The organism is Streptomyces sp. NPDC058246 (assembly GCF_042881985.1).
In the GTDB taxonomy this organism is placed as follows: Bacteria; Actinomycetota; Actinomycetes; order Streptomycetales; family Streptomycetaceae; genus Streptomyces.
The window spans coordinates 349,452-371,184 of record NZ_JBHVWZ010000002.1; the positions used below are offsets into that span (position 1 = coordinate 349,452).

Annotated in this window: 12 protein-coding genes; 9 read left to right on the forward strand and 3 right to left on the reverse strand. The window is 71.8% G+C overall.

What is annotated here, in order from left to right; all coding sequences use genetic code 11:
• Positions 1-137: 137 nt before the first annotated feature.
• Positions 138-1,844, forward strand: coding sequence for a glycerol-3-phosphate dehydrogenase/oxidase (locus ACFVXA_RS04155; RefSeq protein ID WP_362021900.1), 1,707 nt, complete (start codon positions 138-140; stop codon positions 1,842-1,844).
• A gap of 184 nt (positions 1,845-2,028) precedes the next feature.
• On the opposite strand, the gene ACFVXA_RS04160 is transcribed toward ACFVXA_RS04155, so the two are convergent.
• Positions 2,029-3,171: a serine hydrolase domain-containing protein gene (locus ACFVXA_RS04160; protein ID WP_389463245.1), complete on the reverse strand. Its 1,143-nt coding sequence runs from the start codon at positions 3,169-3,171 to the stop codon at positions 2,029-2,031.
• Positions 3,172-3,320: 149 nt separating this feature from the next.
• Between ACFVXA_RS04160 and ACFVXA_RS04165 the strand changes: the two genes are divergently transcribed.
• From ACFVXA_RS04165 to ACFVXA_RS04195, 7 genes are all read left to right on the forward strand, one after another.
• Complete coding sequence (locus tag ACFVXA_RS04165; RefSeq protein ID WP_390023736.1) at positions 3,321-5,597, forward strand: serine/threonine-protein kinase; 2,277 nt, start codon at positions 3,321-3,323, stop codon at positions 5,595-5,597.
• 170 nt (positions 5,598-5,767) lie between these two features.
• A complete protein-coding gene (locus tag ACFVXA_RS04170; protein WP_390023738.1) occupies positions 5,768-8,629 on the forward strand; it encodes a protein kinase in 2,862 nt (953 codons plus the stop codon).
• A gap of 188 nt (positions 8,630-8,817) precedes the next feature.
• On the forward strand, positions 8,818-10,467 hold the full coding sequence (locus ACFVXA_RS04175) for a serine/threonine-protein kinase (protein WP_389463307.1): 1,650 nt from the start codon (positions 8,818-8,820) through the stop codon (positions 10,465-10,467).
• A gap of 76 nt (positions 10,468-10,543) precedes the next feature.
• The gene (locus ACFVXA_RS04180; protein ID WP_390023740.1) at positions 10,544-12,184 is read left to right on the forward strand and encodes a serine/threonine-protein kinase; all 1,641 of its coding nucleotides are present in this window, start codon (positions 10,544-10,546) and stop codon (positions 12,182-12,184) included.
• 109 nt (positions 12,185-12,293) lie between these two features.
• Entirely contained in the window at positions 12,294-14,066 is a 1,773-nt protein-coding gene (locus ACFVXA_RS04185) for a protein kinase (RefSeq protein ID WP_390023742.1), read from the forward strand.
• 294 nt (positions 14,067-14,360) lie between these two features.
• Positions 14,361-16,175 (forward strand): succinic semialdehyde dehydrogenase, encoded by a 1,815-nt coding sequence (locus tag ACFVXA_RS04190; RefSeq protein WP_390023744.1) that lies wholly within the window; start codon positions 14,361-14,363, stop codon positions 16,173-16,175.
• A 34-nt stretch (positions 16,176-16,209) separates the two neighbouring features.
• Positions 16,210-18,039, forward strand: a complete 1,830-nt coding sequence (locus ACFVXA_RS04195; RefSeq protein WP_383735888.1) for a GMC family oxidoreductase N-terminal domain-containing protein — start codon at positions 16,210-16,212, stop codon at positions 18,037-18,039.
• An 85-nt stretch (positions 18,040-18,124) separates the two neighbouring features.
• Here the strand turns inward: ACFVXA_RS04195 and ACFVXA_RS04200 are convergent, their stop codons facing one another.
• Positions 18,125-19,120, reverse strand: coding sequence for an LAETG motif-containing sortase-dependent surface protein (locus ACFVXA_RS04200; protein ID WP_384399221.1), 996 nt, complete (start codon positions 19,118-19,120; stop codon positions 18,125-18,127).
• A 207-nt stretch (positions 19,121-19,327) separates the two neighbouring features.
• On the opposite strand from ACFVXA_RS04200, the gene ACFVXA_RS04205 reads away from it, so the two are divergent.
• Complete coding sequence (locus ACFVXA_RS04205) at positions 19,328-20,533, forward strand: hypothetical protein (protein WP_390023746.1); 1,206 nt, start codon at positions 19,328-19,330, stop codon at positions 20,531-20,533.
• Positions 20,534-21,162: 629 nt separating this feature from the next.
• Here the strand turns inward: ACFVXA_RS04205 and ACFVXA_RS04210 are convergent.
• Complete coding sequence (locus ACFVXA_RS04210) at positions 21,163-21,447, reverse strand: chorismate mutase (protein WP_362021873.1); 285 nt, start codon at positions 21,445-21,447, stop codon at positions 21,163-21,165.
• Between the last annotated feature and the right edge of the window lie 286 nt (positions 21,448-21,733).

Consider the following 21,733-nt stretch of genomic DNA (forward strand, 5'->3'; position numbering starts at 1 on the left):
GTCGCCGAGAGTTGTCCACAGGCTGCGGGCGGGCGGTGGCCGAACCCGCGCATGACGGTCAGACTTTGGGACAGGGGGATGCGAGCCGGGTCCAGCCGGACAGGCACGACCGGCGCGACAGACAGCGGGAGGCAGCGGTGAGGACAGCGACACTGGGGCCGGCGGAGCGCGCCGAGTCACTGGCGGGAATGGCCGAGCGCGAGCTGGATGTGCTGGTCGTGGGCGGCGGTGTGGTCGGCGCGGGCACCGCGCTCGACGCCGTGACACGCGGTCTGTCCACGGGCCTGGTCGAAGCGCGTGACTGGGCGTCGGGCACGTCGAGCAGGTCCAGCAAACTGATCCACGGCGGCCTGCGCTATCTGGAGATGCTCGACTTCGCGCTGGTCCGTGAGGCCCTCAAGGAGCGCGGCCTGCTCCTCGAACGGCTCGCACCGCACCTGGTCAAGCCCGTCCCGTTCCTCTACCCCCTCCAGCACAAGGGCTGGGAGCGGCTGTACGCGGGTTCGGGCGTCGCCCTCTATGACGCCATGTCGATTTCGAGCGGCCACGGCCGCGGCCTGCCCACACACCGTCACCTGACCCGCGGCCACGCCCTGCGCGTCGCCCCCGCCCTGAAGAAGGACACGCTGGTCGGCGCGTTGCAGTACTACGACGCGCAGATGGACGACGCCCGCTATGTGGCCACGCTGGTGCGCACGGCGGCGGCGTACGGCGCGAAGGTCGCCAACCGCGCACGCGTGACCGGCTTCCTGCGCGAGGGCGAACGGGTCGTCGGCGCCAAGGTGCAGGACGTCGAAGGCGGCGGGGAGTACGAGATCCGCGCCAAGCAGATCGTCAACGCCACGGGTGTGTGGACCGACGACACCCAGGCGATGGTGGGAGAGCGGGGCCAGTTCCACGTTCGGGCCTCCAAGGGCATCCACCTGGTCGTGCCGAAGGACCGGATCAACTCCTCCACGGGCCTGATCCTGCGCACCGAGAAGTCCGTGCTGTTCGTGATCCCGTGGGGACGGCACTGGATCGTCGGCACCACCGACACCGAGTGGAACCTCGACAAGGCTCACCCGGCGGCGTCCAGCGCGGACATCGACTATCTGCTGGAGCATGTGAACTCGGTGCTCAACGTGCCGCTCACTCGCGACGACGTACAGGGTGTGTACGCGGGGCTGCGCCCGCTGCTGGCCGGCGAGTCCGAGGCCACCAGCAAGCTGTCGCGCGAGCACACCGTGGCCCATCCGGTGCCGGGGCTCGTGGTCGTGGCGGGCGGCAAATACACGACCTACCGGGTGATGGCCAAGGACGCGGTGGACGAGGCGGTGCACGGCCTCGACCAGCGCGTCGCCGACTGTGTCACCGAGGACATCCCGCTCCTGGGCGCCGAGGGATACCGAGCGCTGTGGAACGCCCGGGCGCGGATAGCCCAGCGCACCGGACTCCATGTGGTGCGCGTGGAGCACCTGTTGAACCGGTACGGCTCGCTCGCCGAGGAGCTCCTCGACCTCATCACCGAGAACCCGTCCCTGGGCGAGCCGCTGCCCGCCGCCGAGGACTACCTCCGGGCCGAGATCGTCTACGCCGCCTCGCACGAGGGCGCGCGCCACCTGGACGACGTGCTGACCCGGCGCACCCGCATCTCGATCGAGACCTTCGACCGCGGTACGCGCAGTGCCCGCGAGGCAGCCGAACTCATGTCGCCGGTCCTCGGATGGGACAAGGACCAGATCGAGCGCGAGGTCGAGCACTACGAGAAGCGGGTCGAGGCCGAACGAGAGTCCCAGCGCCAGCCGGACGACCTGACGGCGGACGCGGCGCGGCTGGGAGCGCCGGACATCGTGCCGCTCTGACGGCTCTGACGGCTCTGACGGCTTGACGCCTCTGACTGTTCTGGCCGTCCTGCCCGTTTGGCCGGCCCTGACCGCTCGAACGCTCCGGCCCTCTCGCTGGTCTGGACAGACTGGCCGGGGGTTCCCGCGGATGTCACTCGAACGAGTGTCGTGAGCTGGGATCTTTGCTCGGAACCCGTCCGTTCTACGAGGTGCGGGGGCAGAACTCGGCGGCGAGCAGGGCGGGTTCGCGGTCCTGGTCTGCCGGCCCGTCCGTGTTCACCCGGAAGGTGAGGACACGACGACCGTCCACGGTGGCCGCGGTGCGCACGTAGCTGCCGGAGATGCGGCCGTTGTGCCCCCACACCGTGGTGCCGCACGGAAGCTTCACGGGAAACAGCCCCATGCCGTACGAGCCATGTGCGGTACGGGTGTCGAGCATCTCGCGCAGCCAGTGCGAGGGCAGCAGCTCACCGCTCAGCAGGGCGGAGTAGAAGCGGTCCAGGTCGTCCAGCGTGCTGATCAGCTCACCCGCCGCGCCGGCCACGCGCGGGTCGAGTGCGGTGACGTCCGAGCCGTCGGCGGAGTAAGCCCGGCCGTGCGGCGAGGGCAGAGAGGTGCCGGTTCCCGGGAACGAGGTGCCGGTCAGGCGGAGGGGAGTGATGATGCGGCGCTCGGCCTCGGTGGCGTACGAGTCGCCGGTGACCTGCTCGACGACCATGCCGAGCAGTACGTAGTTGGTGTTGGAGTAGGCGAAGCGGCCGCGGTGGGCCGGGGGGTGGGTGAGTGCGATGTGTACGGCCTGAAGCGGGGTCACGGGGACGGCGCCCTTGGTGTCCGCGGTGAAGTCGTACAGACCGCTGGTGTGGGTGAGCAGGGCGCGCAGGGTCAGTCGGCGGCCGTCGTTGCCGGCGCCGCGCACCAGGCCGGGCAGGTGATCGTCCACGGAGTCGGACAGGGAAAGACGGTGCTCGGCGACGAGTTGCAGGACCACCGTCGCGAGGAACGTCTTGGTGATGCTGCCGGCGCGGAAGTGGTCGGAGCGGGCGATTCCGTCACCGGCGCGGGCGAAGCGGGAGCCGGATTCGTCACGGGCCAGCATGGCCGCGGCCGGGGCCTCGCCACGGGTGACGAGGCGGGCGAGGGCGGCGTCCGTCGCCGGAGAGGTGAGGGCGGGTGAGACCGCCGGGGCCGCGGAGACGCGGATGAGGGAGTCGGCCGTGGCCATCGAGACGCGGGAAGGGGAGTGGATCGAGATCAGGCCCGAGGGGCCGCTCGGGGCCAGGCCGAGCAGCGCCAGGGACACGGGTATGGCCAGAAGTGTCCGAGGTGTCCTGGGCGAAGACATCGGCGGTCCTTCCTTGTTGCGGGCCATCATGCGGGACGGACCTGTGCGGGAGCCGGCCGGTACCGGCCTGAGGGGGCCCCTGGGCGTGGAGTACTTGTCGGGTGAGGGACAATGGAGGCTCTGTCAGGGCGGGTTGCATGAGGGGACGCATGTCGGAGGCGGAGCGGGCGGGAGCATCCCGTCAGGACAAGAGCGAACGTCTCCTCGCCGGGCGGTACCGGCTGGGGGATGTTCTCGGCCGCGGCGGCATGGGCACCGTGTGGCGGGCCGAGGACGAGACCCTGGGCCGTACGGTCGCGGTCAAGGAGCTGCGGTTCCCGTCGAGCATCGACGAGGACGAGAAGCGGCGGCTGATCACGCGCACCCTGCGTGAGGCCAAGGCGATCGCGCGGATCCGCAACAACGCCGCGGTGACGGTCTTCGACGTGGTCGACGAGGACAACCGGCCGTGGATCGTGATGGAGCTCGTCGAGGGCAAGTCGCTCGCCGAGGTCATCCGTGAGGACGGCCTGCTCACGCCGAAGCGCGCGGCCGAGGTGGGCCTTGCCATCCTCGACGTGCTGCGTTCGGCGCACCGTCAGGGCATCCTGCACCGGGACGTGAAGCCGTCGAACGTGCTGATCTCCGACGACGGCCGAGTCGTGCTGACCGACTTCGGCATCGCGCAGGTCGAGGGCGACCCGTCCATCACCTCGACCGGCATGCTCGTCGGCGCGCCCTCGTACATCTCGCCGGAGCGGGCGCGCGGGCACAAGCCCGGACCCGCGGCCGACCTGTGGTCGCTGGGCGGTCTGCTGTACGCGTCGGTGGAGGGCGTCCCGCCGTACGACAAGGGTTCCGCGATCGCGACGCTCACCGCGGTGATGACCGAGCCGGTGGAGCAGCCGAAGAACGCGGGGCCGCTGGAGAACGTGATTTACGGCCTGCTCGCCAAGGACCCCGAGCAGCGGCTCGACGACGCGGGCGCGCGGGCGATGCTCAACGAAGTGCTGCACGCCCCCGACCCCAAGGAGTCGGTGCCGGAGTCGGTGGACGCGACGAAGGTCGTGGCCTTGCCGCCGGTGCCGGACGAGAGCCCGGGCAAGGGGAGTTCGGGTGGTTCCGGGGCCAAGCGGGGCGAGGAGGCGGCGGATCGACTGCGCGGGGCGCTGCGTTCCGTGCGCAAGGCCGCGTCGGCGGCCGGGGCCGCGACGGCGGCGGCCACCGCGGCGGCGACCGCACGCGCGAAGGCCGTGGGAACGGAGAGCTCCGGGTCGGCGGCGGGAGAGGGGTCGGCTTCCACCGGTGGTGGGTCCGGTTCCGGTGGCGGTTCAGGTCCTTCCGCCGGTGCTGGGGCGTCCACCGCCGTGTCGCCTTCGGCTTCGGCGCCTACGACTTCGTCGTCGATGTCTTCGGCGCCTACGACTTCGTCCTCTTCGGCGCCGTCGTTGCGGAAGGCCTCGGGTGCCGGCGCGGCTTCCTCCGGTTCCTCCCGGAAGGCGGAGGTTCGTGACACTGCGACGGTGAACTCCAGTTCGGCGAGTGCTGCGGGGTCCGCGGGTGCCGTGGGTTCCGCCGGGGGTGCGGGGCGGGGCTCCGGGTCGGGGTGGCCGGTGGCTCCGGAGCGGCCGCCGCGGCCGGTGCCTCGGGCGCCCATCACGGATGTGGTGCCGCGCCGGACGCTGGTGATCATCGCGGTGGTCGTGGCGCTGGCCGTGCTCGGGACCGTGCTGGCGCTCACGCTCGGCGGGGACGACGGCGGGTCCAAGGACAGCAAGAGCGGCGGCACCAAGGCGGTCGCGTCCAGCGGCGCGAGCAGGGGCAGTGGCAGCGCCGGCAGTGGCAGCGGCGGCGGCAGCAAGAACGGCGGCGACAGCGCCCACACCGACAGCGGTGACAAGACGGGCGCGGCCACGGGTTCCGGCCTGGAGGAGACCGCGAACGCCACGTCGGGCGCGACCGCCAGTGCGAGCGTCTCGGGCGGTGCGGACAGCGGCGGCAAGGCGTCGGGCTCCACCGCGGTGTCGACGTACAAGGCCGGTCAGGGGTTCTCGATCGGGCTGCCGAAGGGGTGGAAGTACCAGTCCACGGACGCCGCGGGTGCCCGGTTCACCGGTCCTGACGGCCAGAAGCTCCTGGTCGGCTGGACCACCACGCCCAAGGACGATCCGGTCGCGGACTGGAAGAACCAAGAGCGGTACATGACGCGCTCGCAGTACAAGCGGATCCGCATAGAGAAGGTGGACTACCGCGACTGGAACACGGCCGACTGGGAGTTCACCTACACGGACGGTGGCACGAAGTACCGGTCGATCGACCGGGGGTTCGTCGTCAACTCGCATCAGGGATACGCCCTGATGTACACGGCGAAAGCGTCCAACTGGGACAGTCGGCTGCGCAAGGACACATGGCAGACGCTGACCAAGACGTTCCAGCCGAAGTCGTGACGTACCGCTCGCCGATGTGACGTTCCGCCACGGATGGTGGCCCTGAGATCTCGCATCCCCGCTTTGCGGGTTGCCTCCGGCACGTATCGTGAGTGGTTGCGGACCGTACGAAGCCGTAACGGGACGCAAGGCGAACGGAATTGACCAACCGGTCGGCCGGGGGAGGCATCGTGGACGACTATGCGGGACGGGTACTGGCCGACCGCTACCGCCTGCCGCTGCCGCCGTCCGACGAGTACGAACTCGCCGAGACCCGGGCCTTCGACACCTACAGCGGGCAGGAAGTCCTGGTACGGCAGGTGCCGTTGCCGGAGGTCGTCGAGGCCGAGGTGCTCGACGCGGACGGGCTGCCGGAGGGGTTCGTGGCGCGGGACGGCGGGGTGCGCCGACCGTCCGCGCGGACCACGCGCCGGCCCACCGAGCCCGCCGTGCGACGGGCGATCGAGGCCGCGCAGGCCGCCGCGCAGATCCCCGACCATCCCCGGCTCGACCAGGTCTTCGACGTGTTCGCCGAGGGCGGGTCACTGTGGATAGTGAGCGAGTTGGTGCCCGCGAGGCCGCTGGCCGCGCTGCTCGCCGAGAAGCCGCTGAGCCCCTATCGGGCCGCCGAGGTCGCCTCCGACGTCCTCACCGCGCTGCGGGCGCTGCACGCGCACGGGTGGGTGCACCGCAACATCACCGTGCGCACCGTGCTCGTCTGCGACGACGGCCGCGTGATGCTGACCGGCCTGGCGGCCGGGGCCGCGGAGGAGGCGCTGTGCGGATACGACCCCGTGCCGGTCCGGGAGGACGCGGAGACCGAGCCCGGCTCCGGCTCCGGTGGCGGCACCGGGCCGGCGGGGAACGGCGGTTCGGCCGGCGCGGCGGGCCGGGGTGCCCCGCGCGGTGCCGGGCCCGGTACGCCGGTCCGGCCGAGTGGTCCGGGCGGGACCCGCTTCGGCGGCGGTGCGCACGGCGTCGCCGTGGCGGCGACGGCGGCCGGTGCCGATCCCGAAGCCGCGCGCCGGGCCGCGATCGAGGCTCGGGCGGAGCAGGGGACACCCGTTCCTGGTGCGCCCCCGGGGGGCGCGCAGGGCGCCGGCCGACGCGCGCTCGAGGCGAGCGGAGCAGGAGGAGCTGCCGGAGCCGAAGGACCAGGGGGGCCTGGGGGAGCCGGAGGAGCGGAGGGCGACATTCGTGCGGCGCGCGCCGGGGCCATCGCCGCGTACCGCGCCGGAGCGCGCGCCGCCGCCCGCGTACAGGAAGAGCAACGGGGCAGCCAGGTCGCGCTTCCCGCGCCCCGGCCGTCGACACCGGCCGAACACGCCGCCGATGCCTCGGCGGCCCCGGCCCAGGGGTCGGGGCTCCCCGGCCAGGGTCTCGAGCAGCGCTCCCACATCCCTCCCGGACAGATAGCCGACCCGTACGGGGTCGGTGGCGCCAACGCCTGGCACGGTGCCCAGCCGCGTCCCGGGACCAGCGCCGGTGGCGTGGGCCAGGGACGCGCGGCGCTCCCCGGAGGCGCGTCCGCCGCGGGGCACGGGGGCCCCGGGCACGCGCCCGGGCGGCAGCCGTCCGGGGCCGGGCGTGGCGGGGGCCCCGGTTCTCCGGCTCCCGCCCGAGCCGCCGGCAACACGTGGGCTCCCGACAGCGGCACCACCCGTACGCCGGACCACACCCAGTCCCTCCATCCCTCCCAAGCTCCCTACAACGCTCGAGGTCAGGGCGGTCGTTGGGACGAGCTCGTCGCCGGGCCGCCCCCACGTCGGGGTCCTGCCACCGCGCTCGCCGCGGAGCGGGCCCGGCAGGCGCGGATGACCGTGGTCGGTCCCGTGACCGAGCGATGGGCGCCGGAGCAGGCCGGCCCGGTGCACGAGAACTGGCAGTTGGCGGCGCCGATCGGGCCCGCGACCGACCTGTGGGCGCTGGGCGCGCTGCTCTTCCGTGCCGTACAGGGGCACGCGCCCTACCCGGAGGAGAACACCGCCGAGCTGGTGCAGTTGGTGTGCGCGGAGCCACCCGCCTTCGCCGAGGAGTGCGGGCCGCTCAGGCCCGTCGTGGAGTCGCTGCTGCGTCAGGACCCCACCGAGCGGCTGGACTTCGAGGAGTTGCGCGGCTGGCTGCGTTCCCTCGTGCGGTCCGCGCCGGAGCCCGAGGCGGGGGCGCATGTCGTGGCGGCGCCGCCCGTCGACCCGAGCCGGCTGCCGATCGTACGGCGGCGGGGCGAGCTCGTCCGCAGGCGACGGGCCGGGCTCCCCGCGACCAGCCCGCACGCCCGCCACAAGCGTGCCAAGCAGGAGAAGTCGGCGGGGCCCCGTCGGCTGGGCCGGAATCTGCTCCTGCTGGTGCTGCTCCTGCTGGCCGCGGCGATCACGTACGCCATGGTCTTCATGCCGAAGGCCGATCAGGGCAGCGGCAGCGGCAGCGGTACGGCCGGTGAGCGGACCGGTGCAGCCGGAGACGTCAGCCCCGCGCCCGACACCGGCGCGGACGGGAAGGCGAGCAGCGAGCCGCGGCCCGACCAGACGTCTCCGGGAGCGGACAGGAGTCCCTCGGGGTCGTCGAGTTCGACGAAGTCGCAGACCACCGATCCGAACGTGGCCCAGGGGTTCAGGCTCCGCAAGGATCCCGAGGGCTTCCGTGTCGCGGTGGCCGACGGCTGGGACCGTTCGCCGAAGAACGCAAGCGGCCAGGTCGTCTACGCGCACGGGGACTTCGAGCTCATCGTCGTACCCGGCCGGGACAGCACGGCGACGTACGGCGGCGACCCCATGACGTACCAGCGGGAGAGTGAGAAGGAGCTCCAGCCGTTCCGGGACTCGACCTGGGCGACGTCCAGCGGGATGCGGCAGATCGACGTCGGCGGACGGACCATGGCCGAGGGGCAGTTCACCTGGCAGGACTCCACGGGCCATTCGCTCTACGTACGCAATCTCGCGATCCTCGTCGGCGGGCACTACCACGTGGTGCAGGTGCGCGGCCCGGAGGCGGAACGGGACGAGGTGACGCGGCTGTACGAGCAGGCGTCGGCGACATATCAGGTCACGGGCTGAGCCGGTGGGGGACCCCGCCTGAGCGCCCGTCAGGGCTCATGTCGCCCTGAACGCCGAATGGTTCCCTCCCGTACCTGGAAGGGAGAACCGTCACAGTGCGGTCTCCGTACGACCCCGCCGGTTCCCTGCGCGGGGACCGCTCTTTAGTCTGACCCCTGTCAAGACCATTGCGGGGAAACGTGAATCAGATGCAGGGCCTGCTCCTCGCGGGCCGCTACCGGCTTGTCGACATCATCGGCAGCGGTGGCATGGGCCGCGTATGGCGCGCACACGACGAGGTGCTGCACCGCGCGGTGGCGGTCAAGGAGCTGACCGCCGCGTTGTACGTCGCCGAGGGCGACCTGGCCCGGCTGCTCGCCCGTACCCATGCCGAGGCGCGGGCCGCCGCCCGGATCAACCACTCGGCCGTCGTCACGGTGCACGACGTGCTGGAGCACGACAACCGGCCGTGGATCGTCATGGAGCTGGTCGAGGGCAACTCGCTGGCCGACGAGGTCAAGGAGCGGGGGCGCGTCGAACCGGCCGAGGCGGCGCGGATCGGCGTATGGGTGCTGCGCGCGCTGCGGGCCGCGCACACCGCCGGTGTGCTGCACCGCGACGTGAAGCCCGGCAACGTGCTGCTGTCCGCCGACCGGCGCGTGCTGCTCACCGACTTCGGGATCGCGCAGGTCGAGGGTGATACGACCATCACGCGCACCGGCGAGATCGTCGGCTCGGTCGACTACCTCGCGCCCGAGCGGGTGCGCGGCCACGATCCCGGGCCCGCCTCCGATCTGTGGGCCCTCGGGGCCACGCTGTACACGGCGGTGGAGGGGCGCTCGCCGTTCCGGCGCACCTCGCCGCTGTCCACCATGCAGGCCGTGGTCGACGAGGAGCCGACGCCGTCGCGGTACGCCGGTCCGCTGGAGCCCGTCATCACCGCGCTGCTGCGCAAGGATCCCGCCGCGCGGCCGGACGCGGCGGAGGCCGAGCAGATGCTCGCGGAGGCCGCGGAGGGTCGGCGGCCTCAGGCGGCGCAGGCGTATGTGCCGACGCAACATGTGGACACCGGAGTGGCGCAGGGACCGGCCCAGGACGGACAAGGCCAGGGCCATTGGTCGACCGCACATGTGCCGGCGCCCCATGGTGGCCCTGGCGGCCCGGTTGTGACGCTTCACCAGCCCGTCCCGCCGGATGCCTACGTCCCTCCGAAACGCCGCCGTGGGCGCACGATCGCCCTCGTCGTGGTCATGGCCGCGCTCATCGGCGCCGGCGGCGCCGCGGCCATGCGGTACGCGGACGACTGGCGGAAGGGCTCCGATTCCTCCACCGCCACCACCGGCACGACCGGCCAGAAGGACGCGCAGGACGGGAAGAAGAGCGGGCGGTCGACGCCCGCGGGTGCCGTCCCCAGCAGCTGGGTGCGCGTCGACGACGCCGAGGGCTTCAGCCTCGCCCTGCCCAGCAAGAGCTGGAAGCGCCAGGCCAACGGCAGCCAGGTCGACTACACGCCCGACGGCGGCAAGCACTTCGTACGCATCGCGGTGGACCCCAAGCCGGACTTCGAGAACCCCTACATGCATCAGCTGGATCTGGAAGAGCAGTTGACGAAGCTGGAGGACTACCGCCGGGTGAGTCTGCAGGCCAACACCTTCCGGGACTGCCGCGGTTCCCTGTGGGACTTCACCTGGACCGCGCTGCCGAAGCAGATGCCGTTCCCGGGACCGCGCCGGGCGATCGAGCAGACGTATGACTCCCGTGACGGCGTCGAGTACGCGATCTACATGTCGGCGCCCGCGGCGGACTGGGACACCGCTCGTCAGCAGTTCGACGTGATCCTGCGCGGCTGGCAGCCCTGAGCCGGCTGGGGCGGATAACAGCCACGGACGTGCGGGGGCCCGGAGGGTCTCCGTCCGGTGCGGCATGATGGGGCCCATGGGGACCGAGGGGGAGAACGTCCGTGTGATCGCCGGCCGTTACCGGCTGGAGGCCAGGATCGGGCGGGGCGGCATGGGCGTCGTATGGCGCGCCACCGACCAACTGCTCGGCCGCCAGGTCGCGGTGAAGGAACTGTCGGTCGACGACTCGCTCTCGGAGGACGAGGCCCGGCAGCAGCGCGAGCGCACCCTGCGCGAGGCCCGCGCCGTCGCGCAGCTGCACCACCCGCACATCATCGTCGTGCACGACGTGGTCGTGGACGACGAACGCCCGTACATCGTCATGGAGTTGATCTCCGGCAGCTCGCTCGCCGAGCGGATTTCCGCCGACGGCCCGGTCGACGCGCGGGAGGCCGCCCGCATCGGCATCGGCCTGCTCGGCGCGCTGCGCCGCGCCCACGAGGCGGGCATCCTGCACCGGGACCTCAAGCCCGCCAACGTGCTGATGGAGGCGGACACCGACCGCGTCGTCCTCACCGACTTCGGCATCGCACAGGTGGCGGGCGCGACGACGCTCACCGAGAGCGGGGCGTTCGTCGGCTCGCCCGAGTACACCGCTCCCGAGCGGATGTCCGGGGTCAGGACCGGCCCGGAGTCCGACCTGTGGTCGCTCGGCGCGCTGCTGTGCACCATCCTGAGCGGCGAGTCTCCGTTCCGCCGCGACTCGCTGGGCGGCATCCTGCACGCGGTCGTCGTCGACGAGATCCGTCCGCCCGCCCAGGCCGCGCCGCTGCTGCCCGTCGTACGGGGGCTGCTGGAGCGCGATCCCGAACGGCGGCTCGACGCGGCGGAGGCGGAGCGGATGCTGCGCGCCTTCCGGGACACGGGGCGTACGCCGCGGCTGATGACCCCCTACACGCCCACGCAGCGGGACGTACCGAAGCTCGCGCCCACGCCGTCACGGACCCCCGCCGCCGCGGCGGAGCGGCCGCCGAAGCACTCCACGCGGGGCATCCTCGTCGCCGCGGCGCTGGTCGCCGCGATGGCGGGGGCGGGGGTGTCGGCCGCCGCGCTGCTGATGAACGACGGTGGGGGCGGTGGGCCGTCCCCGTCGCGTACGACGAGTACGTCGAGTGCATCCGGTTCATCGAGTACGCGGCCGAGCTCGCCGTCGCGCACCTCGCAGCCGGCGTCCGCGAGCCCCGCGCCCACCGTCACCGTGACCCGGCAGCAGGCGCCGACCTCCAGCGCGCGCACCGCGCCCTCGGGTTACCGCATCGCGCCGGATCCGAACGGCTTCTCCCTCGCCGTGCCGGACGACTTCACGCGGGATCCGCAGGGCGAGCGGGTCTTCTACCTGTCACCGGGGCAGGTCTTCCGCCTCGGCATCAAGGTCACCGAGCCCGCGGCGGGCGGCCCGGTCGCCGTGATGCGGGCGGCGGACGCCAGGGGGTCCTCCACGAACCCGGGCTATCGCGACGGCACGGTCACGCGGACCACGCACGACGGACAGCCCGCCGCTCTCTGGGAATTCACCTGGAACGGCTTCACCGAGGCGGAGGGCGCGCGGCACACGTACGACCTGTGCTGGGAGGAGGGCGGCCGGATGTACGACGTGTGGGTGTCGGCACCGGTCGGCAAGGTGACGGAGGCGAAGGAGTACTTCGACGTGGCGGTGGATACGTTCCTACCCTCGTGAACGGGCGATTCCCGCAAACGGGAGATAAGGGCTGATGCACGTCACGGGTCTGTGACCGGAAAGCGACGAGGGTGGTAGCAGGGGCGCCCGCCGCGATATGCATGAAGCCATGAGCAGCAACGGGGGAGTCCCTCACGGGTCCGACGAACCAACGAGTTTTGGTCTGCAACCGCCGCGGCCGGCGGTACCGGCGCAGCAGCCGGGCGTCCCGTACCCGGGCAATCCGTACGCCGCGCCCACCCAGGTCGTACCCGGGCAGCAAGCACAGGACGGGCTTGGGCAGCAAGTGCAGGACGGGCCTGGGCAGCAAGCACAGGTCGTACATGGGCGGCAAGCGCGGGCCGTGCCTGGACAGTCGGCGCAGGCGGCACCTGAGCAACAGGAACAGGACCCGGGTGCCGGGCGGTTGATCGCCGGCCGTTACCGGCTCCTCGCCAAGCTCGGGCACGGCGGTATGGGCACGGTCTGGCGGGCCAAGGACGAGACGGTGGACCGCGAGGTCGCCGTCAAGGAGCTGCGCGTTCCGGACCATCTTTCCGAGCGCGAACGGGCCAACGCCTTCGAGCGGATGCGCCGCGAGGCGCGCGCGGCAGCGCGGCTCGACCACCCGGCGGTCGTGAACGTGCACGACGTCGCGGTCGTGGACGGACAGCCCTGGATCGTCATGGAGTTGGTGCGGGGCCGCTCGCTGGGCGACGCCCTCCAGGAGGGCACGCTCGGCGTCCGCGAGGCCGCGCGGGTCGGCCTGGAGGTTCTCGGCGCCCTGGAGGCCGCCCATGCGGCGGGCGTCCTGCATCGCGACGTCAAGCCCGACAACGTCCTGCTGGGCCGCCACGACCGTGTCGTGCTCACCGACTTCGGGATCGCCCAGATCGAGGGCGAGACGAATCTGACGGACACCGGCGGTTTTGTCGGCTCGCCCGAATACATCGCCCCGGAGCGGGTGTTGGGCCAGCGGCCGGGGCCCGCCTCCGACCTCTGGTCGCTCGGCGTGGTCCTGTACACGGCCACGGAGGGCGTCTCGCCCTTCCGTCGCAGCAACACGCCCGCCACGCTCCAGTCGGTCCTCAACGCCACGCCCGCCGTGCCCGCTTCGGCGGCCGGCCCGCTCGCCCAGGTCATCAACGGCCTCCTGGACAAGGACCCGTCGCGCCGCCCCGCCGCGGCGCGGGTCCGCCGGCTCCTGGAGGAGGCGGCGAATCCGCCGGCGCCGGAGCCGACGCGCGTCGTGCAGCAGATCGCCGTACCGGGCGGCAAGGGCCTGCGCGTCGGCCGCAGGGCGTTGTTCGGCCTCGGCGCGGCGGTCGTCGCGGCCGCGGTGGCGGCGTACCTGGTGGTCGCGAACCCGTTCGCGGGGCCGCTGCCGGACGGCTGGGCGAAGCACCACGTCACGGATGTCGCCGCGACGGTTGCGGCGCCCGCGGGCTACGAGAAGTCGACGCCCGACCGCTCGTCGGACAAGGGCCACTGGGTCACGTACACCGACCCGAGCGGCGGCATCTGGATCGGCCTGACCCTCGCCAGGAAGTCCGAGGACGACAACAAGCAGATCAAGGACTCCGCGGCGGCCGAAATGTACGCCGACAACGGTGAGTTCAAGGACAGCGGCGAGTACGAGCTGGGCATGCCCGAGGGGCCGAGGACGGACACCCAGGGGGACACGACGTACCACGGCAAGAAGGCCGCCGAGAACACGGTGGTCTACACGACCACCGACAGCCAGAACCCCCGTCCCCGCGAGCTGAAGATCTTCTACTACAAGTCCTCGGCGGGCGACATGTACAAGCTCACGGTCAGCTATCCGGGCAAGGGTGACTTCACGGCTCGGGGCCGTGAAGTCGCCAGGACGGCGATCGCGAACCTGGGCATCGACAAGCTCTGAAGGGCCCCATGGTGTGGACGGCGGCGGCCGGGAGGAAGGGCGTCGCACGACCCACCGTCAGCGCCGGCCATCTACCCGCCGGACGGCACGGTGCTCGTCGAGTGCCTGATGGGCGGACAGGTGACGGTCGCGACCGTTCCGGAGTGATCAACCCGTGATCGTCGCGATCGTCGGACCGACAACCCCCTGATCAGCGCATTTGTTGCCAGCGATCACTGGCGCCGTGTGAGTACTCCGTGAAAGCCGATTACCGACGGGTACCCAAAGGGCGCAGCCGGGCATACCCTGCGGCTCATGACGGACTCGCAGGCTGCGGAGCAGGCCACGGAAACGACCGGCGACACGACCGGCGACTCGACCGGGGAAACGACCGGGGAAACGACCGGCGCGGAAGAGGCTGGTACGGCCGAGACGGGGACGGCCTCGACGGGTGCGGCCGAGACGGGTGCGGCCTCGACCGGTGCGGCCGAGACAGGTGCGGCCTCGGCCGGCGCGGCCACGCCGGTGACCGGTTCCGTCACGGCCGGTACCAACCCCCTCGCGCCCGCCCCCACCGGCGCCCGCACCGCCGCCGACGTCGTGACACCCGAGCTGGTCGCCCAGCTCACCAAGGGTGTCGTCGGGTCCGCCCGGACCGCCAACCACACGCCGTTCACCGGCGAGAAGCTGGCCGACCTGCCCGAGTCCACGCCCGAGGACGTCGCGACCGCCTTCGAGCGGGCCCGGAAGGCTCAGGTCGCCTGGGGCGCCACCCCCGTACGGCAGCGCGCCGCCGTGCTCCTCCGCTTCCACGACCTCGTGCTCGCCCGCCAGGCCGAGGTGCTCGACCTGATCCAGCTGGAGACCGGCAAGGCCCGGCTGCACGCGCACGAGGAAGTGCAGGCGGTCGTCGTGGCCGCCCGGCACTACGGCCGCAAGGCCCCCGCGTACCTGCGCCCCAAGCGGCACACCGGCGCCGTCCCCACCCTCACCAAGGTCACCGAACTGCGCCACCCGCGCGGCGTCGTCGGCCAGATCGCGCCCTGGAACTACCCCCTGGAACTGTCGGTGGGCGACGCGCTCCCCGCCTTCGTCGCGGGCAACGCCGTCGTGATGAAGCCCGATACGGAGACGTGCCTGACGGCCCTGTGGGCGCGCGACCTGCTCATCGAGGCCGGGCTGCCCGCCGAGGTGTTCCAGGTCGTCATCGGGGACGGGCCTGTGGTCGGCCCCGAGGTCGTCAAGCACGCCGACTACGTCTCCTTCACCGGGTCCACCCGCACCGGGCGCGAGGTCGCGCAGGGCGCCGCCGCCCGCCTCGTGGGCGTCTCCCTCGAACTCGGCGGCAAGAACGCCATGGTGGTCCTCGACGACGCGGACATCGACAAGGCCGCCGCCGGTGCCGTCCGCGCCTGCTTCTCCTCCGCCGGCCAACTCTGCATCTCCATCGAGCGGTTGTACGTCCACGAGTCCGTCGCCGACGCGTTCGTGGAACGGTTCGCGCAGCGCACCAGGGCCATGCGGCTCGGCACGTCCCTCGCGTACGGCGCCGACATGGGCTCGCTCGTCGGGGAGCGGCAGCTGGAGACCGTGACCCGGCACGTGGAGGAGGCCGTCGCGAAGGGCGCCACGGTCGTCGCCGGTGGCGTCGCCCGGCCCGACATCGGCCCCTACTTCTTCGAGCCGACCATCCTCGACGGGGTGGCAGCCCCCATGGCCGTCTGCGCCGAGGAGACCTTCGGGCCCGTCGTCTCCCTCTACCGGTTCAAGACCGAGGACGAGGTCGTCGAGCTCGCCAACTCCACCCCGTACGGCCTCAATTCGTCCGTCTGGACCAAGGACGGGCGCAAGGGGCGGGCGGTCGCGGCGCGGCTGCGCACCGGCACCGTCAACGTCAACGAGGGCTACGCGCCCGCGTACGGCAGTGTCCAGTCGCCCATGGGCGGCATGAAGGACTCCGGCCTCGGCCGCCGTCATGGCTCCGAGGGCATCCTCAAGTACACCGAGGCGCAGACCGTCGCCCAGCAGCGGCTCCTGCCGATGGCACCGTCGCTGGGGATGGACGACGAGAAGTACGCGGCGTTCATGAGCACGAGCCTCAAGGTCATGAAGGCGCTGCGCCTCCGCTAGGCCTCAACACCGTTCTCGACGAGGAGAGCAGCACGTGTCACAGGAGAACTCTGTCCAGAATCAGGACACGGACGGCACCCCGGAGCCCGGCGACTCCACGTACGACTACGACGTCATCGTCGTCGGCTCCGGCTTCGGCGGATCGGTGACCGCCCTCCGGCTCACCGAAAAGGGCTATCGCGTGGGGGTGCTGGAGGCCGGCCGTCGCTTCACCCCCGACACGCTGCCCAAGAACTCCTGGGACATCAAGAACTACCTCTGGGCCCCGAAGCTCGGCATGTACGGCATCCAGCGCATCCATCTGCTGGGCAACGTGATGGTGCTGGCGGGCGCCGGCGTCGGCGGCGGTTCCCTCAACTACGCCAACACCCTCTACGTACCCCCGAAGCCCTTCTTCGAGGACCCGCAGTGGAAGGACATCACCGACTGGGAAGGGGAGTTGAAGCCGTACTACGACCAGGCCCGGCGCATGCTGGGCGTGCGGCTCAACCCGACCATGACGCCGTCGGACGTGCATCTCAAGGCGGCCGCCGAGCGGATGGGCGTCGGCGACACGTTCCACATGGCACCGGTGGGCGTCTTCTTCGGGGACGGGGAGGACGCCGACGGCGGAGCGAAGGCCGCGCCCGGGCAGCAGGTCGACGACCCCTACTTCGGCGGTGTCGGGCCCGCCCGCAAGGCCTGCACCGAGTGCGGCGAGTGCATGACCGGCTGCCGGCACGGCGCGAAGAACACCCTCAACGAGAACTACCTCCACCTCGCCGAGAAGGCGGGCGCCGTGGTCCATCCCATGACGACCGTCGTGTCCGTCACCGACGACTCGCAGGGCGGATACGCCGTCGCCACCCTCCCCACCGACCAGAAGCGCAAGGGCAAGGGGCGGACCTTCAAGGCGCGCCGGGTCGTCCTCGCGGCCGGTACCTACGGCACGCAGACCCTGCTGCACCGCATGAAGGAGGGCCGCCAACTGCCCTACCTCTCGAAGAAGCTGGGCGAGCTGACCCGCACCAACTCCGAAGCGCTGGTGGGCGCGCAGACCGACAACCGGCGCTACCGCAAGGTCACCGGCGAGCCCAGGGTCGACTTCACCCGCGGTGTCGCCATCACGTCCTCGATCCATCCCGACGAGAACACCCATATCGAGCCGGTCCGCTACGGCAGGGGATCCAACTCGATGGGCGGCCTCTCCATCCTCCAAGTGCCGTACGCGGAGGGCTCGTCCAGGGTGCTCGGGTGGCTCGCCAACGCGGTGCGGCACCCGCTTCTCGTGGCCCGCTCGCTCTCCAACCGCCGCTGGTCCGAGCGGACCATCATCGGGCTGGTCATGCAGTCGCTCGACAACTCCCTGACGACCTATCTGAAGCCGAACGGCGCGGGCAAGGGTCTGTTGACGGCACGTCAGGGGCATGGCTCACCCAACCCCAAGCAGATCAGGGCGGCTTCGGAGGGCGCCTCCGCGATCGCCGCCGAGATCAACGGCTTCGCGGGCAGCAACGTGGGCGAGCTGATGGGGACGCCGCTGACCGCGCACTTCCTGGGCGGCTGCCCGATCGGCGCCACCGCCGAGGAGGGCGTCATCGACCCGTACCACCGGCTGTACGGGCACCCCGGGATCTCGGTCGTCGACGGCGCCGCGGTCTCCGCGAACCTCGGCGTCAACCCGTCGCTGACCATCACCGCCCAGGCCGAGCGGGCGATGTCGTACTGGCCCAACAAGGGCGAGGCCGATCCGCGCCCGGCGCCGGGCGCGGCGTACGAACGTCTCAAGCCGGTCGAGCCGCGCCACCCCGCCGTCCCCGCGGACGCGTTCGGCGCGCTGAAGCTGCCGTTCCTGGGGATGCCGACGGTGCCGCCGAAGCCGTAGTCCCGTACCCCATCGCGGTACGGACGAAGAAGGACCTGCGCCCCCCTCCGAGCGCAGGTCCTTCTTCGGTTGACTGGTGAGCCGCTTACGCGGTCACGTCACCCGACTTGCGGCGGCGCACCACGAACACCGCACCGGCACCGGCGACGACGGCGAGGCCGCCGACGAGACCGATGATCGGCAGGGCGGAGCTGGAGCCGGTCTCCGCGAGGCTGCCGTCGACCTGGGGCGTGTTGCTCTTGTCGGCCGGCTTGTCCGAGACCGGAACCTTGCCGCCTTCCTGCGGCTTGGTGCCGTCGGTGTCCGTGCCGGCGGCGACGATCTGGAACTTGTACGCCACCTCGCCGAAGCCCGTGCACTCGCCGTCGGCGTCGCCGTAGATGCTGGCGCCGAGGGAGAAGCCGGCGCCGACCGGGGCGCTGGACTTCACGTTGATACGGAGCGGGATGTCGACCTCGTAGTCGGGCTTGAGCTCGTCGGTGTAGCCGACGAAGCCGACCGCGTACCCCCCGGAGTCGACGTCCTCCCAGACCTTGTCGTCCGGGTTGTAGGCCTGGAGCTGGACCTTCTTGCTCTGGAAGAGGTTGTCACCGGCCTTGTCGGAGGACGCGCCGGCGAAGAAGCCCAGCTCGGTGAGGGTGGAGTCGGAGTTGTTCAGCACGTTCAGGGAGAACTTGTGCCAGCCGCTGCCGGCCGCGATCTTGCCGGGCAGGCCCGTGATCGACACGTCGACCTTGGAGTCCTGGCACTCGGACGGCTCCGGGTCCGGCGACGGAGACTCCTCGGGCGCGGAGGTGCTCGGCGCCGGGCTGGTCGCGGTGTCGCTGGGGGTCGGAGTGCCCGAAGCCGGAGGCGTCGTGGTCGCGCTCTCGGTCGCGGTCGGAGAGGTGTCGGGCGCGGGAGTGGTCTCCGTCTGGGTCGGCGTCGGGGACGTCGACTCGCCCGGAGTCTCGGTGGCGGGCGCGGTCGCGGTCGGCGTGGGGCTCTCGTCCGTCGCGAACGCGACCGGCGCCGACAGCAGCGCCAGCGGGGCTATGACGGCCGTTGCGGCCGCAACGGCCATGGCACGACGAAGCTTCATGAAGACCTCGGAAAGTCCGGTCGCGCCGCGACGTCGCGGCGCTTCGAATGGGTGAGGCCTCCGCGTGTGGGGCGCGGGTGTGGCCGTTGGTTCTGCAGGTGTGACCGGTGAAACCTGAGAAGGGTTGTCCGTTCCCTCACATAATTTTTATGTGTGCTGAGTCACACCTGGGTGCGCCTTGTGCACGGTCTTTCGATCCGCCTAGAAATGACCCTCGTGTCTGACAAGCACCCCGGGGAAACCGGGGAAACGGGGGAGACCGGGGAACCTTCCGTCCCTGACGACGTGTGGGAACAGTTCGCCCGCGACAGCGAGCGCGACATCCGCACCTCGGCTCCGAAAGAGCCGTCCGCACGGGCGCGCATGGTGACGGAGCGGCTGCGGCAACAGGACGCGCGCGGCGCTCGGCAGGGCGAAGGGCGGGGTGCCCGGCGGAACGCCCAGCCGGAGGGCTGGAGGGCGGGCCCCGAGTGGCGCGAAATCGACGGCCGCGCGGCCCGGCGCCGTCGCCTCTGGGCGATCATCGGCGTCCCGCTCGCGACAGCCGTGGCGGTCGTGGCGATGAAGCCCTCGCTCCTACCCGGCGATCCCTTCGGCACGTCGTCCGGCGGCCCCGCGGCCGCCTCCCCGCTGCCCGCCGAAACCGCGCAGCCGACCGCGCCCCCGTCCTCCGCCGCGGCCGCCACACCCACCCTGGACAGGCCGTTCGCCGGATCGCCGGCCGAACGCTGGGCGGACGGCGCGGCCGGCATAGCCGTCCCGGAGGCCACGGCGGTCGGCTCACTGACGCGGGCCCAGGTGGCCGACGCGCTGCGGCAGACCAAGACCCTCCTCGTCGACGCGAACCTCGACCCGGCGACCCTGGGCGGCAAAAGCCCCGAGGCCGCGCTCGCCACCCTCGACCCGAAGCAGCCCGGGATGCTCGACGACCTGAAGAGCCGGCTGCGTGAACCGGGCAGAAAACACGATCCGCTGTCGCTCTTCAGCCGGTTCGACCCCGACGAGGCCCATGTGGTCGGGGACGTGGTCAAGACCCGCGGCCGGATGACCTTCGAGCCGGGCAAGAACGCGTCCGCCGTCATCCACGCCGACTACACCTTCGTCTATCCGCTCACCCCCGCCGACCACACCTCGACCGAGGTGACCCGCACGATCGTGCGCCGCGTCCTCGACGTGCGGGTCGTCGACCCGGGCAGGTACCGGGCCACGCCGGGCAAGTTGTGGATCGTGCGGTACGACGAGGAGTTCGGCAATTCGGCCTGCGACGTCTACGACGGCTTCCTGCACCCGCAGTTCCCCTCCGACGCCCCCACGGGCGCGCCGCCGACCGGCCCGACCACCGACCCGTACGACCGCAGCCGCGACATAGGGCACTCCGCCACCGACACCTGCGGGACGGCGTCCCGCACCTGATTCCGCCCGGTGACGGGCATGGCGAAGGGCCCCGCGGGGCGGAGCCGCGGGGCCCTTCTCGGTCAGCACCGACGTCAGGGCAGCGCCGGTGCCTGGGGAGCGGCGCCGGGGGGTTGCGCCGCTGGTCGGGGGTGACCGCCGGTCGTGCGCCCCGGTGCGCTGGGGGCGCGCACATGGTGTCGACCATTGGCGGTCAGGTCGTACGGAGACGGATGCGGTTGTCTGCTGGGCGGGACACGTACGGGGGTTGTCTGCGACGGGACGTGGGGCCGTTCCCGCTTGGTGGGCTGTTCTCGCATCGTGCTCGACGGGCGACGGCCTCCGCAACCGTCGTGACCGCCTCGAACGGATTCCGCCGGTCGGCCCCGGGCGTCCCCGGAGCCGGCCGTTCTCTTGAGTGACCGGGCTGCTGTCCCCTGCCGTCCGGTCACAACCCTGGAGCGAGGTCCCACGACGCACAGCACGAGGCGTACGTCTCATCGCTCCAGCGGAGCCACGCGTGGTTCTTTCGGGCCCGCCCCTGGCTGACACGGACACCGGGACCAACGAAGGCCGCCGCGCGCCGGTCACGCGCCGTACGGGTGAGAGCGGATGCGTACGTGCGTACGTCCGTACGCCGGCTACGGGGCTCAGATACGGCCCCGGCACAGCTCCAGCAGTGTCATCGCCAGCGCGGTGCCCGGCTTGCCCAGCGCGTCCCGGAAGTGGCCGAGGATCTCCATCTCGCGCGAGAGGTTCACCCGGCGGCCACCGGAGGAGACCCGGGCCTCCTGGATCACCGCCGACACCGCCATCCGTTCCTGGACGAGACCGATGATCCGGTCGTCGAGGGCGTCGATGCGTTCACGGGCACCGGTGATCACGTCGGCGGCCTCGTCGGTGCGGGCGCCGGTCTTGTCCAGTACGTCGGCCATGGTGGGGCTCCTCGGTGGAAGGGGTACCCCGGAGCGACACGGTCCGGAAACGACAGGCGCCCCGGGCCTTGTCGGCCCGGGGCGCCTGGGAAGTCGCTTGTCAGTTGCTCAAGCAGCACGACCATGGCAGCCGGCGGGCCGGGTGCCATAGGTAAACGCGAAGGTCTGGTGCATGAGCATGGAAGCAGTATGCCCGTGGGGGCGGACGGGGTCCAAGCGGGTTCGGATATTGAGATGCGGGGCTGCGCCCCGTAAGGGGCGCGGGGAACTGCGCGACAAGCCCTCA